This window comes from Spirochaetota bacterium (assembly GCA_038043445.1).
GTDB lineage: Bacteria > Spirochaetota > Brachyspiria > Brachyspirales > JACRPF01 > JBBTBY01.
Map to the genome: position 1 here is coordinate 1 of JBBTBY010000030.1, position 14,435 is coordinate 14,435.

Consider the following 14,435-nt stretch of genomic DNA (forward strand, 5'->3'; position numbering starts at 1 on the left):
TCAGAAAAATCATGGTTCACCTTCAATTCAAAAGGGGTCTCTCATCACCCGGCTCAAACAGAGATTCCATCCCCCGGACAGGAGCTGCATGGCTATTTCGATTGACCCGGTTTTACGATTTTTCTTTGAAGGGTCCGCGCATCCCCGCTGGCATGAGCCGCTGCGCCGGATCTATGATTGCGAAGTGGTATTTGTCTCCACCGGCCGCTGCGTCCTCGTCCTGGATGAAACCCGCCATATCCTCAAGGCCGGGTCGCTCGCCATCATTCCGCCTGCCTTCTGGCACGAAAGCTGGAACCCCTATGCGGTTCCCTGCCGTCGGCACTGCCTGCATTTTGACTGGGACCGGGAGTACCATAAACTCCAGGCCCCGTTGATGACCTATCATGGGGACCCGTTTTTCACTGACCGGGTACATCATGTTCCCCCGGAAATGACCGGTCACCTCCCGCTGGTCTGGCATAAAAAACAGAGCGCCTCGGTGATTAAGATCCTGAACCTGGTGCTGGAGAATTGCCGCAGCGGTGACCCGCTTTCCGGCTACCTGCTCTGGCCTTTTCTGCAGCAGCTGCTGGACAATCTGCAGGTTAAAAAAAACCTGTCAGCCGACAGTGACGCTTTTGGCAAGGCGAGACGCAGTGTGTTTTTTCTGAAAAACTTTATTGACACCAACTATATGAACCCCATTGGCACCGCTGATTTTCACGATACAAGCGGCCTCTCCCCGAGCTACCTCTGCCAGGCCTTTAAAAAAATTATCGGCCGCGCCCCCCATGCCTATCTGCTCGATGTCCGCCTGCAGCATGCCCGGCGTCTGCTCAAAAATTCCGCTGTCAACATCCGTGAAGCGGCAGAACAGGCCGGCTTCAGCGATGCCAATTACTTTTCGCGTCTCTTTCGCCGGCGCTTCGAACAGAGTCCACTGGATTTTTTAAAGGAACAGGGGGGGGGGGGCGAGATACCCCCCACGGTGCCGCGGGTCGTCCCCCGGCCAGCCAACATCAGACAAAGGAACTTCCAGGCTAAACCATGACCACCTGCTCGCAACCTCCGTAACATAGATGGTCGGTATCGGTATCGCAGCCCTGATCAGCGCTGCTGTCGCCGGTTTGTGCGGCATCGACGAATCCGTGCATCGTGCCCTCAGCCTGCACCGGTTCGAACAAGGCTACGCCCACCCACCAATGATAAACTCGCCGTTTCATCGCCGCATATCAATGACCTCATATCACTTTCGTTCGATCAGATCCTTGCCGACGAATTCGGCGGACTTGCGATACACTCCTGCGGCACATGGGTGCATACCATGGCGCTTCTTAGAAATTGCCGGAACATCACCATGATAGACTGCGCGGTCGGCCGTGATCCCGGATGCAGTACCCCGCCGACCGACTTCGTGGCGGTTGTTACATTCCTGAAGAGATCGGCCGAGGTCAGCGTGATCTTTCACAAGCAGGTCATCGCAAAAAAAAGAATGTCCCTCCGGATATCTCGCATGGTTCCTTTATAATCCGAGGAAACAATTGCCGCCCGAAAGCGTCTTGCCGATAAAGATCCCGTGTATCCTTCCGCTTCCGATGATCTTGCGGTAACTATCCTCGATAAACCGTTCGCCGACGCGGAGGTATTTCTCGAAGTGAAACGCGGCAGCGAACCCCCGGTCCTTTTCAGATCACAGCGGCCTATCGTAAGCGCTACAGGCAGGGCCGATCTTACCACTATCGGGAATGTTTTTAGAATAGAGCGGCAGTTCTAATGGGTTATCGTGCTGCCGGAGCTATCGTCCTGTCGGTTGGATCATAATTCTGCATACGCTGTAATATCAGTTTTCCTGAACCATCGCTGCGATATACCCCGAAGTTGAATTCCGGTTCCGCTTTATTATCGGCGGCAGTCCAAGATGCTGAGACAGGTAGACCGTGATCCTCAAGCTCGTACCAGGTGATGCGGCGTATCCTCGGCATGAGCCCGCGCATATCGCGCAGCACGCGTTTATCCCAGAATTCCACCTGCTGCTCTTCGGTCTGGGCGTATGTCGGCTTCGTCATCGTCGGCAATCCCGTCTCGGTCACCCAGAGGGGGATCGATGTGTCATCGTTCGCATCCATGATATCGGTGACGGCTTTCACATACGCGATAAGATCGTGCGATGGGATCGGGTAGAGATGCAGGGCCATTACGTCATAGTTCCCGTGCAGACCGAACGCATACATGCTCTTAACGAATGCGGCAGATCGTCCATACTCCCAGGATATGCCCGGCGTAACGACAAGAAGATCCGGACCGACAGCCTTGACCGCGTTGTAGCCGGCGATATGCACCGCCATATACGATTCTGCGCCGCCGTTATCCCAATTATTAGGGATATCCACTTCATTATAAAACTGGAATGCCGACACTTTATCTTTATAGCGAGCTGCAAGCCACGACATCCATTGAGCGAACGCGGCAGGAGCGGGAACATTGCTCGGTACATCGTTGCCTTTTCTTAGTATCGTTCCCGACGATGCCCATTTCGGCGTTATCGTACTTATGGCGATAATATCGAGCTTTGCACGAGCGAGTTTATCGATGTAGTCGTCATAGACTGCGACAAAATTCGATGCATAGTGATCGGCCCCTGTCGGCTGGATATTTCTCCATAGAATATTGATACGAACGAATGCGGCACCGGTCTTTACTATCTTCGCAACGGTAGCCGCACGGGCCTTCTCCGATCCGCCGCCGTATTCAACGGTGTGCATGCCGAGTGCAACGCCTTTTGGCTGCGCCGCCGCAGCGCTGCCTATGCAGGAAGCAATGATGATGCATGCTGCTGATAGTTTCATTGTTCGCTCCGAGGCGTTGGCCTGCCGATATTTTTTTTGTACAGCGAAGGGGATGATCCCGTTTTCTTCTTAAACGCCGCGCTGAAGTGAAGCGCATTCCCGTATCCGCACAGCCGCGCAGCCTCGGTCACGCTCATACCCGACGAAAGTAACGACATCCCGTGCCTAAGACGAAGCCGATTCGCATACGCGATGGGCGAAACGCCGAATCGCCATTTGAATATGCGGCATAGATACGACTGATTGAGCCCGGATACGGCGGCAAGTTTGCCGAGGGCAGGCGTCTCTAGGTAGTGTGCAGTGAGATAATGTTCTATCCGGCGAATCGGGTCATTGTCGGGAGACTCCTCACGGGTCATACGCCGCACGATTCGCGCAAGTATCTCCATCGTCTGCGCATAGACGATGACAGCGTTCGCGGCGCGCGGATATACTATCTCATCATGGATGCTCCTCATCGGCGCGTTAAGATCGTGCATGTCGCGAAAAAGCGTCCACTGCGTCGGCAATTGTTTGTTGAGCGATGCGAACATGCGGTCGGATGATCGCTCCTCAACAATGTCCGTCGTCCTCTTGCGCCGCTTGACGACGGGCTGTTCGGATGTGGATGAGCGCGAAACGATAGTGCCTGTCTGTACCCCGAACCAGTAATAACTTAATGCGCCGGAGCGCATCGTTGACCAATGGACGAAACCGGGCGGTACGATGAGGATATCCCCTTCGCGTACCCGTATCGATCCCTTTTCTCCGGTAAGTTGAAGAACAGCATGCCCTTTCATGATGAGCTTGATCTCATACCCGAAATGCGTGTGCAGTTTGCCGATGTGCGGCGACTGATGCGCACGATAGCCGATATGCGTAAGCCGCGGCATGTCATCGAGCGGGAAATGAGCGAGCCAGTCTTTCATTGCCGGAGAGGATACCATGAAAATACCGGATGTCAATAATACATATAACAAAGGCAATTATTTACATATTCCGGCGCATGCAAATCAGCTATACTATGCCCGAACACCGGATGCGGAGGCTTTCCTATGCGGATGCACGATCTATCGTTCAATTCGGCGAATGCGGCATGCATTGCCGCAGTTCTCATATTTTTCATAGCGATCGCCGCTACGCCGTTGGTCGCCGAGGGTAAGCGTGCATTGGTATCGGTCGATACGATGTCCCCCGGGGCAGCCGTTCCGGAGCTTACATTCGGCAATAATGTGAAGGTGTGGGGATCGGGCGCTGCCGATATGGTTTGGGATTGTACCAATCATCGCTTCTACGACGGCGTCATCGAACGTTTAAGGCCGCTCGGCGCGACCATGCTCCGTTTTCCCGGCGGCGGTCAGGCGGAGGGGTATGATTGGCGCGCAGCGGTCGGGAAATCGCGCGGAGGAGCCGGCACTCGGTTCGAATTCGGCACCGATGAGTTCATGGAATTATGTCGTGTACTGAACGCGACGCCCATCATCATCGTGAACTGGGATGCCGGGGCGAAAGAAGCCGCCGACTGGGTGGAATACTGCAACGGATCGCCCGAAACACCGATGGGAAAGCTCCGCGCGGCGAACGGACATGTCGAACCGTATGGCGTCCGCTACTGGGAATTAGGCAACGAGAAATGGATCAAGATACCTGCGAAAAAGTACGCCGAGTCCATTCCCGAATTCTCCCGGCTGATGAAAATGGCCGACCCCGGAGTCAAGCTCGGCGGTGTGGGCTGGGCGTGGACGAATTGGCGCAGCCATTACACCAAAGAGGCCGATCCATGGAATGAGACGGTGCTCGCGATCGCCGGGAAATATCTTGATGCATTTGTCATTCATACATACTGCTGGATAGATCCCAAGCCGACCGTGGAACAGCGCAATGCGGATCTTGCGAGGACGGTGCTCGGTTGGCCGAATCAAATGGCGAGAGAGCTTGCCGGGGTGAAAGAGTCGTTCGCGCGAGCGGGCGTACCGGATCTTCCGATATGGATAACCGAGTTCAATGGATACTACGGCGAGCAGGGCATGTGCAGGATACTGGGGCATACGCTCAACGGCGTGCTCATCGCTTCGATGTTGAACGAATTCATACGGCTTGGATTTCCCATTGTCTGCAATTGGGATATGGCATGCTCCGGCTACGGAAGATTCGCTGCCATTGCAAATCCGAAACCCGGCGTATGGAATTATCGTCCATCGTGGCATGTGCTTTCGCTGTATTCCGCGCAATGTCGCGGGAGCCTGCTCCCGGTCGCGGCAGAAGCGCCGCTGTTCGATCACAGGAAATACAGCATTGTTTTTGAAGGGAAGGATACGCCGGGGATAGACGCGGTGGCGGTGAAGAACGATGGTGTTGTGACGGTCATGCTCGTGAATAAACTCCCTGATGAAGCGGTTGCAACAACGATCTCGCTCCGCGGATCGAATGTGAAGCGAATTACCGCCGTTGTATTTTCGGGCGATGATCCGTACAGTGAACGTTGTGGCGTACGCGATGTATCGACGGGGCAGACAATGCCGGTAACGATACCGCTCCCGGCATGTTCCGTCACTGCAGTAAAACTATTTTTGGAGTAGAACCATGAACACAGCGGCACGATCGATATCCTTTCGCGTACTCGTCGGGATGTTTTTTTCCGGGGCGGCAATGTTCGGCGCCGGAACTGCGGATATACCAAGGCTCTTGCCGATAGCAGGCAGCGCTGCATTCAAGGACCTTCCCTGGGAGGCTGCCGGCGGATGCAGCACGAAAAAGAGCGTCGACGATGCAGTCGTGCTTGCGACGGACGTACCGTCTGATCAGGCAAAAGGGCATCATTGGTTCGAGGCGCCGATAGATCTGAAGCCGTATCGCGGGAAGATCGTCACGTTCTTTGTCCGCTACCGTGCGAAGAACGTATCCGTACCGCCGCAGCCGTATCTCGGGATCAAGTTCATGCTGACATACAAGAACGGCGAGAACGGCACGATGCAGTATCCCGGCGCGCGCGTCCCGTTCGGCAGCACCGACGGCTGGCAGGATATGGCGTTCAATGTCAGCTTCTCCGATCTGGCAAGCACCGGCGTCCTGGCGCTCGGACTGCAGGACAGTTCAGGAAAGATCGAATTCCTGCTTGAAAGCCTCCAGGCGGGATACGTGTTCAGCGCGGAGGGCCGCATCAACCTCGATTACACGATATCGTATCCCGACAGGGTGTTGCATCACAAACGTTTGCGCGGCATGATGTCCTCGTCATCGATGAAAACGGGCACGCTGACGGCGGGCGATGTAGAAACGCTCGGCGAGTGGAACGTGAACCTCATGCGTGCGCAATTGACGCGCAACTGGGGAAAGCTCGGTACCGATATCGACCTCGAGGAATACGATCAATGGCTGAAAGGAAAACTCGACGATCTTGAAGTGTCGATGAAGATGGCATCCGCCCGCGGCATAAAAATGGTCATCGACCTGCACTCGCCGCCGGGAGGGAAGATCGCTGCCAATAACATGCGCATGTTCTTCGAGAAAAAATATGCCGATCATTTTGTCGATGTATGGCGCATGATAGCCCGGCGATTCAAGGGTAATCCGTCCGTCTGGGCGTATGATCTTGTCAATGAACCGGTGCAGGCCATGCCCGCGGTATACGACTACTGGAATTTGCAGCGCATGGCGGCCGAGGCGATACGAGAGATCGATCCGGATACGCCTATCATGCTCGAGTCCAACGAGAGCGACCGTCCGCAGACCTACGTATATATGTCGGCGCTCCGTATGAACAACATCATATACAAAGTGCACATGTATTTCCCGTTGTCGTACACGCATCAGGGTGTATTTGCGACCGGGCCGTTCCAGAAGATCGCCTATCCGGGATTGATCGAGGGAGAGCAGTGGGACAGGGAAAAGATCCGGCAGACGCTTCAGCCGGTTCGTGATTTCCAGCTGAGGCATAAGGCGAAGATCTATGTCGGCGAATTTTCGGCGGTAGCCTGGGCGCCCGGCGCGGAGAAATATCTTAATGACTGCATTGAGATATTCGAAGAGTACGGCTGGGACTGGACGTATCATGCGTTCCGCGAATGGAACGGCTGGAGCGTGGAGCATGACGGCCCGGACGCGCAGCACCTGGCACCGGCGCTGAACACGCTGAAGAAACAAACGCTCCTGAAGTACTTTCAACGGAACGAAAGATAACGGCATGAAAGCTCAAGGAGATACGCTCAGGTACAAAGTCGGGTTTCTCGGCATCCCCTGGCAGCGAAGCGGCCCCGCGGACATTGCACGCCACTGGACCGCAGAGAATATGCAGCGGCTTAAGGATCTCGGATTCAACACGATACAGCTTTCCGTCGCGCTCAGAAAGAAGTCCCGAGGAAGATGATAGGATCATTACGCGAAGTGATGATGCTCGACCGCGAAAATGCGCGAGGAGAATATCCTCAGTGGCAGGAAATGGCTGCCGCGATAGACGCTCTTGACGGCGACATCGATGCATTCCTCGCAGCATGGTTCACCGAAGCGCCCGACAAGGCGTCGAAAAGCGGCTTCAGCGTCACCTCGCGCTGACGGGGGTTTTTTCAAACGCGGTCAATGAAGATGTGAGGCCGATCCCCATTCCTTGCTTTTTACCGCATCTTTCGGAAGAATACCGGTGAGTGCCTTGAATGAATTCGAGAAGTGCTGCTGCGACGAGAAGCCGCATCGCAGCGCGACCTCGGACAAGGGAATGTTCTTCCGCATAAGCGCATACGCTGTTTCGATACGGACCTTACTGATGTAGGCATGCGGCGTCTGTCCGGTGAAGCGACTGATGAGTGCGCATACCGTTCGGCGGCCGAGACCGGAGCGGACGATAATATCCTGCAGCGTCATCGGGGAATCGATATGAGAACAGATGATCCCGCGGAGCACCCGGAATTGCAATACTGCTGCATCCGGTTCGGCAGCAGCGAAGGTTTTGTCCGTGCGTATCCCCCGCGCCGCGGAGATCAGTATCTCATCGACACAGGCGTTCACTCGTGCGCGATAACCGAGTGCGCGACCCCGAGCTTCAGTGTATATCCGTTCAACAAGCCCCCCGATGGCATCGCAGTGATGCAGTGCATGCCGCCGCACGCGCTGGAACGCCGCGCCAAGTTTCCGCTCTTCCGTTCCGGAAAGAGCGCTCCACGCCCCGAGTGATAATGTGCCCGTTGGCCCGAACCGGGCGGGGGCGATGATGATCCAGCAATACATTCCCTTTTCGCACATGTCCGCGAGACCGCCATGGGTTTCCCACGGCATGGTAATGAACGCATCGCCGCTTTTTATCCGGTACAGTGAATCCCCGACAAGCCATCGATAGGAACCCTTGTATATGTAATGTATCTCGATGCCGCTGTGCGTCAGCCGGGGCAGGAGCGGCAGCGTGCGCTGGAATTGCAGACAGCCGATAGAGGTGATATGCGGGAACGGCGAAAATGCCCGTATCATCTCGGGCGTGTTGTGCGTCCGCGGGGTGACCTCGGTATCGTAGTTGAAGAAATGCTCTGGCAGTTTCATTTTACAGATTCCGACCCGGCCGTTTTCTGGTAGCACTTGTTGTACCGGGACAGTATACTCTATCGGAATGAAAAATGGGAGTCGAACGATGGATGCGAAGGAAATGGCAGATCGATATGAGAGGCGCAGGATATTGCGCGAGGCGAAGCTCCGTGACTTTTTCGATCCGAACGGGGCTACACAATATCTTATCGTCCAGCATGCGGGGAACCGCATCTACGGTGCATGCAACAGCATTGCCGATATCGTGCGGGCGAATCTTCTGCAGTTCGAAGAGGCTATCGCCGTGGACTGGACGGACGATCTGCCGTATCTTGAGCCGTGGATAGGCACCGGCGTGTACGCCAATGCGTTCGGCTGCGATTATGTGTTCCGCGACTTCGACGCGCCGCATGTGCACTACAAGTATCAGCGCATCGATGAGGTAAAGAACATCGCCTGTCCCGACTGGAAGAAAAGTCCTGTCATGAACATGGTGCTCGATACTATCGATGCCCTCAAGGAAGCGACGAATGCGGGCATTCCGATATCGCTTACCGATACGCAGTCGGCCTTCGACACGGCGACGCTCATACTCGATGCGGCTGAATTCTTCACCGCATGCTATGCCGACGAGGAAGCCGTCATCGGGTTCATGAAGAAGCTCAATGATCTCATCATCGATTTTTCGCACGTGCAGATGAAGCGCATCGGGAATGATATCCTCGCCCTGCCGGGACATATCATGCCGGGCATGCCCACTGGCACGGGGATATCCATCTCCGATGATAATCTCGCCGTTTCATCGCCGCATATCAATAACCTGATCTCGCTTCCCTTCGATCAAATTCTCGCCGATGAATTCGGCGGGCTTGCTATTCATTCCTGCGGCACATGGGCGCATACCATGGCGCTTCTCAGAAATTACCGGAACATCACCATGATAGACTGCGCGGTCGGCCGCGGCGCCGGTGATCCGAATCCCAACGATCCGGCCGCCGTACGCGATGCGCTTGCCGGTACGGGCATCATCGCAAAAATCCGTCCGGGCGGGGATCGCGACGACCTTGACCGTACGCTTGAGGAGATATTTCATCCCGATCTCAAGCTCGTCGTGCAGATACCGTATTCCAAGGATAACGAGGAAAGCAATTATCGCTTCGTCGATGAAAAGCTCAGACGATTGTATCATGGATCGCGTCAGCGGTCGATTGCGGACGCGGCAGCCGTAGCGGCTCGATAGTGGCGGTATAATCGGAATCGGCTTATACTACTGACATCAAACGGATGATTTCTATTGAACTATATGACGGAGGCTGGAAATGAAAATAATATCGATGCTGCTCTGCTGTGCGCTGCTCTGCATGACATTGGCCGCACAAGTGTCCATACTTGCCGACGATTTTGAAAGTACCGATACCGCCAAGCGCTGGAGCGGTGCAGTGCAGGACAAAGGCGTCAACGGCAGGGGACTTGTCATCGATGTGTCTGCATCTGCAAACGCTTCAAAAGGAGGGAAAACCGTTTCTATCCAGCTCCCCGTCGAAAGCGTGAAAGGAAAAAAGGTGACCGTCTCTGTCATGGTGAAGGGCGAGAATGTATCCGCCAAGCCGGAGCATTACAACGGCATAAAGGTCATGATGCCCTCTATCACTGCTTCCGGGAAAAAAGATTGGCCGTATGCCGATCTGCCTGCCGGCAGTTTCGATTGGCGCTTGGCGCGATTTCAGGCTTCTATCCCTGCTGATGCGGTTTCCGTTTCAATAGTTCTCGGGCTCGAGAAAGTTTCCGGAAAAGTCAGCTTCAATGATCTTTCAGTGACGGTGGACAACGGGCAAGCCGCAGCTGATGCTGCCGGGAGCGGGCTTTCGGGTACCATCATCATCGATGCGGCCAAAGACCGTGGTGCGGTCAATCCGCTTATCTTCGGGCACAATGCCGAAGCGTACGACGGCCAATTCCTCTGGGAGGGATCGGGAAAGAGAAGCCCGAAACCGAGCGGTGAAGGCCATTGGGACGTCGCGGATCGAAAACCCGACGATGCTGCTGTCGGGTTCGCGAACGATATCGGGATGAAAATGCTCCGCTATCCCGGGGGATGCGGTGTACACACGTGGGACTGGCATAAGGCCGTCGGTCCTTACGAAGAGCGGCCGGATGTGGCGTTCGGTATCGATGAGTACATCACATTTTGTCGTAAGGTCGGTGCAGAACCGCTTATGACCGTCGCCGTGTATGTGGGAACGCCCGCGGACAATGCCGATCTTGTTGAATACTGCAATGCCCCGGCGACAGCGGATCATCCCTGGGCGATGAAACGCGCCGCAGGGGGACACAAGGAGCCGTACGGTATACGCTATTGGGAGATAGGGAATGAAGAGGATCACGGCACCGGCCGGCCCACTCATTATGTCACTCCGGCACAGCGATTCACCGCGGAAGAATATGCGGCATATTTTTTGGAATGCGAACGACTCATGAAAAAGGTCGACCCTTCCATTAAGATGAGCGTGCATGCGGGAACGAGTTCCCCGCCGTCCGATCCATGGAATGCAAAGGTATTATCCATCGTCAAGGAGAAAGTGGATCTCGTTGCGATACATACGTACATCCCCGGTTCGCAGCAGTGGATGGGCTCCACCGACATGGCCGAGGAGATCCTTGCCGGCTATCGAGCCGTGATACGATCGTCCACCGGCCGTGATATCCCGATGGCGATAACCGAGTTCAATGTGAGCAGCGCGAAACATGCTTTGCGCTTCAATTATGGTGCGGCATTGTTCTGTGCCGATTATGTGCGTCTCATGCTCGAACCGGCCAATAATGTCCTCATGGCGAACTACTGGCAGTGGGTGGGGGCGTATTTCGGTTTTATCCGGCCGCGCGCCGAGGGCGGAATAAAAATGCCGGCATATTATCTTTTCCGTCTCTGGGGGCAGCATTTTGGTTCGCGTTTGACCGGACTGGATATCGATGCCCCGCGATTCAAGATGAAAGCGGTCAATCCCATCGATCGGTTGGCGTTCTCCATCGAAGATAAGGATGCCGGACCCTATGCATGGCGTTCCCAGGGAGCTGATGCGTTCACAATGAACCTTCAGGGGGTGAAAAAGGATTCCTACCCGGAGCTTGCCGTCGCCGATGCGACAGCTGCTTCGATCTATCGCATATCCTTTGAAGCCCGCGTCGTGGGCGATACTGAGAAATTTATTCTCGGCCTCGGCCTCATGGATAAACGAGGATGGGCGGCGACACAATCTGCAATCGGCGTCGAGGGGATCGAACATGCATCGGATTGGCGTTCCTTTTCACAGGATTATAGTACGCTGCCCGACGCAACCGGCGTGATCGTGGCCGCCCGTATACGCGGCACATCCGAGAACGGCGTGCGCGCCCGCATCGAAGTGCGTAATCTCAAGATAGTCCGCCGCGATTTCCTCTACGCGCTCCTCACCGCAACATCGAGCCTTTCGGCTGACGGGAAAACGATGTACGTCATCGTGTTCAACAAGAGCGAGTCAAGCGATATACGCACTCGCATTCAGGTGAAGAACTCCTCGTGCGGCGACGCCAAAGTATGGACGGTGAACGCCCCGTCGCTTTCATCGACGGACGCAAAGTCCGAGGTGGCGAGCGAAACGGTGTCGGGGGCATCGGTCGTTCGGGAGGGGAACGATTATGCCGTGACGCTTCCGCCTCATTCGATGAGTGCGGTGGAGATACAGCGCAAATAAGCGGCCGCGATGCTCTCGGGGAGACAGACGAATCGGTCCGTTCCGTACCGATATTTTCCGTTCCCTCGCTTGTCTCTCGCCGATAATGCGTCTATATTCACAGTGCGAGAATACGCTTGGAGGATGCCATGTCTATCGACCTTGAACACGAGATGCGCCGCACGAACCCGGACCACATTGTCTATGTCCCGGGGTCGATGGACGGCTCGACGCACGATACCGGCAATGAGCATTTCCTCGTGTTCGACGGCCCTGACGGGTCGCTTATGGCCGTGTGGACGCAGAGCACGTTCGAGGGGAAAAGCGATCAGCGCATCGTGTTCTCGAGGAGCACCAATCGCGGGCTTTCATGGATGTCGCCCTGTACCATCGCGGGAGCGAATGCGGACGCATCCACGGGGAAAGGCATGGCGAGCTGGGGGTTCCCGCTCGTTTCGACGAAGGGCCGCATCTATGTCATCTATAACAAGCATATCGGTGTGAACGATATCTTCTCGCATACGACAGGGCTCATGGCCGGCGTGTTCAGCGATGACAACGGTACCACCTGGTCGAGCGAGGAAATAATTCCCATGCCGCGAAGCAAATGGGATAATACCGATCCGAAGATCCCTTCGAACTGGATAGTCTGGCAGAAGCCGCTTCGGCTTTCCGAGAACAAGTATTATGCCGGTTTCACGCGCTGGGTAAGCCCGACAAAGCGCACACCAAACCCGCTCCCGAACAAGTCATGGCAGGGCGAGGATGCCGTCATCGAATTCATGCGCTTTGAGAACATCGATGATCACCCGTCGGTGAAAGACATATCGATTTCATGGTACTGCGCCGACGACAAAGTGATCACCGTACCGCTGTCAAAGGAGTACCCCGATCACAGCTGTGCTCAGGAGCCGGCGATAATAAAGCTCCCGGATGACCGGCTCTTCTGCGTCATGCGCACATTCACCGATCATATTTATTTCACCGTGTCCGACGACAAGGGAAAGACCTGGTCGAAGCCCGATGTGCTCCGTTACCGCGACAATGGTGCTCCGTTCCTGCATCCGGTGAGTCCGTGCCCGATATACGCGGTGAACGAGAAAGAGTGTTTCCTCCTTTATCATAATCATAACGGTGCGTTCGGCGGCTGGACAAAAACGGATGCGCATTGGCATCGCCGGCCCATCTTTATCGTCCGCGGTGAATACCGGCCCGACGCGAAGCAGCCGGTGTGGTTCTCGCCGCATCCTCAGATACTCATGGACAACGGCGGGATAGCACTCGGTTTCGGCACGGGCCGCGCGGATCTCGCCATGTACGCAAGTGTCACGTATGCGGACGGCGAACCGACGTTATGGTATCCCGAGCGCAAATTCTTTCTCCTCGGAAAAAAAATACGGCAGGATCTTCTCAACGAATTGACCATCCCGTGATCGAATGGTCTGGTGAATACCGTAAGGCGGCGGTGCCGTTTTGTCCTGATATTTTCCATTCCTTCCATTGACAGTTCGATGGTGCGCTCCTATACTGATATCCGATATGGAATACATATCGACCGGAGGACGTCATGGTGAAATATTGTATCGCTCTCATCTGCGCTGTGTCGGCATCGGCCGTTCTCCAGGCTGAACTCGTCGCGCAATGGCATTGCGATGAAGCGAACGGATCTGCAATCGCATCCGGCAAGAGCGGGATAACCGGCACTCTAAAGAACGCACAGTGGACGGCGGGAAAGAAGAACGGCGCGCTCACGTTCAACGGCATCGACGCGCATGCGGCGGTAACGCTCCCGCGCGAATACGTTTCAATAACCATGGCGGCGTGGGTGAAGCCCTCCGGCGTTCCGGCGAAAATACCCATGAGCGCGGTCGGCAGGCCCGGCTTTCACCAGGCGATAGAATACTGGCCGAGCAAGAAGTATGCATTCAGCGTCTGGGACAAGGACAATAAGCAGTACCTCATCTATTCCGATGTCTGCGAGCCCAATGAATGGCATCACCTGTGCGGTACGTACGATGAAGCGTCGCGCACGGCATCGTTCTATGTGGACGGTGCGCTTGCCGGGACGAAAACGCTTCCCGTCGATATGCGTGCATACCCCAAAGAACTCTATATCGGATGCGGGAATGCGGCGAGTAAAAATTTCGGATATTGGTTCTCCGGTGCCGTCGATGAAGTGGAGATACATGACAGCGCGATCAATGCGGAAGAGGCCCGTGCTATGTTCGCATCGGCTGATGCGGGCGCTTCCGCGGCGACTGACCTGACGACGGGGCTTGTCGGCTACTGGAAATTCGATGAACGCTCCGGGGGTACGCTCAGGGATTCGTCCGGTTCAGGACACGACGGACCGGTCTCGAGCACGGCGCAGTGGGTGCAGGGGAAATCGGCGAGCGCGATACAATTCAAC

At 55.5% G+C, this 14,435-nt stretch carries 13 protein-coding genes; 10 read left to right on the top strand and 3 right to left on the bottom strand.

Annotated elements, in window-relative coordinates:
- Positions 1 to 88 precede the first annotated feature (88 nt).
- Positions 89 to 1,033, top strand: coding sequence for an AraC family transcriptional regulator (locus tag AABZ39_05065; GenBank protein ID MEK6794124.1), 945 nt, complete (start codon positions 89 to 91; stop codon positions 1,031 to 1,033).
- A 525-nt stretch (positions 1,034 to 1,558) separates the two neighbouring features.
- A complete protein-coding gene (locus tag AABZ39_05070; GenBank protein ID MEK6794125.1) occupies positions 1,559 to 1,756 on the top strand; it encodes a hypothetical protein in 198 nt (65 codons plus the stop codon).
- Between the two features lie 4 nt (positions 1,757 to 1,760).
- Here AABZ39_05070 and AABZ39_05075 read toward each other — a convergent pair whose 3' ends face one another.
- Complete coding sequence (locus tag AABZ39_05075; GenBank protein MEK6794126.1) at positions 1,761 to 2,828, bottom strand: cellulase family glycosylhydrolase; 1,068 nt, start codon at positions 2,826 to 2,828, stop codon at positions 1,761 to 1,763.
- On the bottom strand, positions 2,825 to 3,754 hold the full coding sequence (locus tag AABZ39_05080; GenBank protein ID MEK6794127.1) for a helix-turn-helix domain-containing protein: 930 nt from the start codon (positions 3,752 to 3,754) through the stop codon (positions 2,825 to 2,827). The genes AABZ39_05075 and AABZ39_05080 overlap by 4 nt, the downstream gene beginning before the upstream one ends.
- A 108-nt stretch (positions 3,755 to 3,862) precedes the next feature.
- Here AABZ39_05080 and AABZ39_05085 point away from each other — a divergent pair, with 108 nt between their 5' ends.
- From AABZ39_05085 to AABZ39_05100, 4 genes are read left to right on the top strand one after another with little or no spacing between them, the layout of a single operon-like run.
- On the top strand, positions 3,863 to 5,386 hold the full coding sequence (locus AABZ39_05085; GenBank protein ID MEK6794128.1) for a hypothetical protein: 1,524 nt from the start codon (positions 3,863 to 3,865) through the stop codon (positions 5,384 to 5,386).
- 4 nt (positions 5,387 to 5,390) lie between these two features.
- Positions 5,391 to 6,986, top strand: coding sequence for a cellulase family glycosylhydrolase (locus tag AABZ39_05090; GenBank protein ID MEK6794129.1), 1,596 nt, complete (start codon positions 5,391 to 5,393; stop codon positions 6,984 to 6,986).
- A 4-nt stretch (positions 6,987 to 6,990) separates the two neighbouring features.
- Positions 6,991 to 7,173, top strand: a complete 183-nt coding sequence (locus AABZ39_05095; protein MEK6794130.1) for a hypothetical protein — start codon at positions 6,991 to 6,993, stop codon at positions 7,171 to 7,173.
- Positions 7,170 to 7,358, top strand: coding sequence for a hypothetical protein (locus AABZ39_05100; protein MEK6794131.1), 189 nt, complete (start codon positions 7,170 to 7,172; stop codon positions 7,356 to 7,358). Before AABZ39_05095 ends, AABZ39_05100 begins: the two co-directional genes overlap by 4 nt.
- Before the next feature lie 21 nt (positions 7,359 to 7,379).
- Here the strand turns inward: AABZ39_05100 and AABZ39_05105 are convergent, their stop codons facing one another.
- Complete coding sequence (locus AABZ39_05105) at positions 7,380 to 8,333, bottom strand: AraC family transcriptional regulator (GenBank protein ID MEK6794132.1); 954 nt, start codon at positions 8,331 to 8,333, stop codon at positions 7,380 to 7,382.
- Between the two features lie 88 nt (positions 8,334 to 8,421).
- Between AABZ39_05105 and AABZ39_05110 the strand changes: the two genes are divergently transcribed.
- The 4 genes from AABZ39_05110 to AABZ39_05125 all read left to right on the top strand — a co-directional run.
- Entirely contained in the window at positions 8,422 to 9,555 is a 1,134-nt protein-coding gene (locus AABZ39_05110) for a uroporphyrinogen decarboxylase family protein (GenBank protein ID MEK6794133.1), read from the top strand.
- 79 nt (positions 9,556 to 9,634) lie between these two features.
- Positions 9,635 to 12,046, top strand: a complete 2,412-nt coding sequence (locus AABZ39_05115; GenBank protein ID MEK6794134.1) for an alpha-L-arabinofuranosidase C-terminal domain-containing protein — start codon at positions 9,635 to 9,637, stop codon at positions 12,044 to 12,046.
- A 128-nt stretch (positions 12,047 to 12,174) separates the two neighbouring features.
- Entirely contained in the window at positions 12,175 to 13,458 is a 1,284-nt protein-coding gene (locus tag AABZ39_05120) for a sialidase family protein (protein ID MEK6794135.1), read from the top strand.
- A 134-nt stretch (positions 13,459 to 13,592) separates the two neighbouring features.
- The coding region (locus tag AABZ39_05125) for a LamG domain-containing protein (GenBank protein MEK6794136.1) at positions 13,593 to 14,435 on the top strand (843 nt) is incomplete at its 3' end.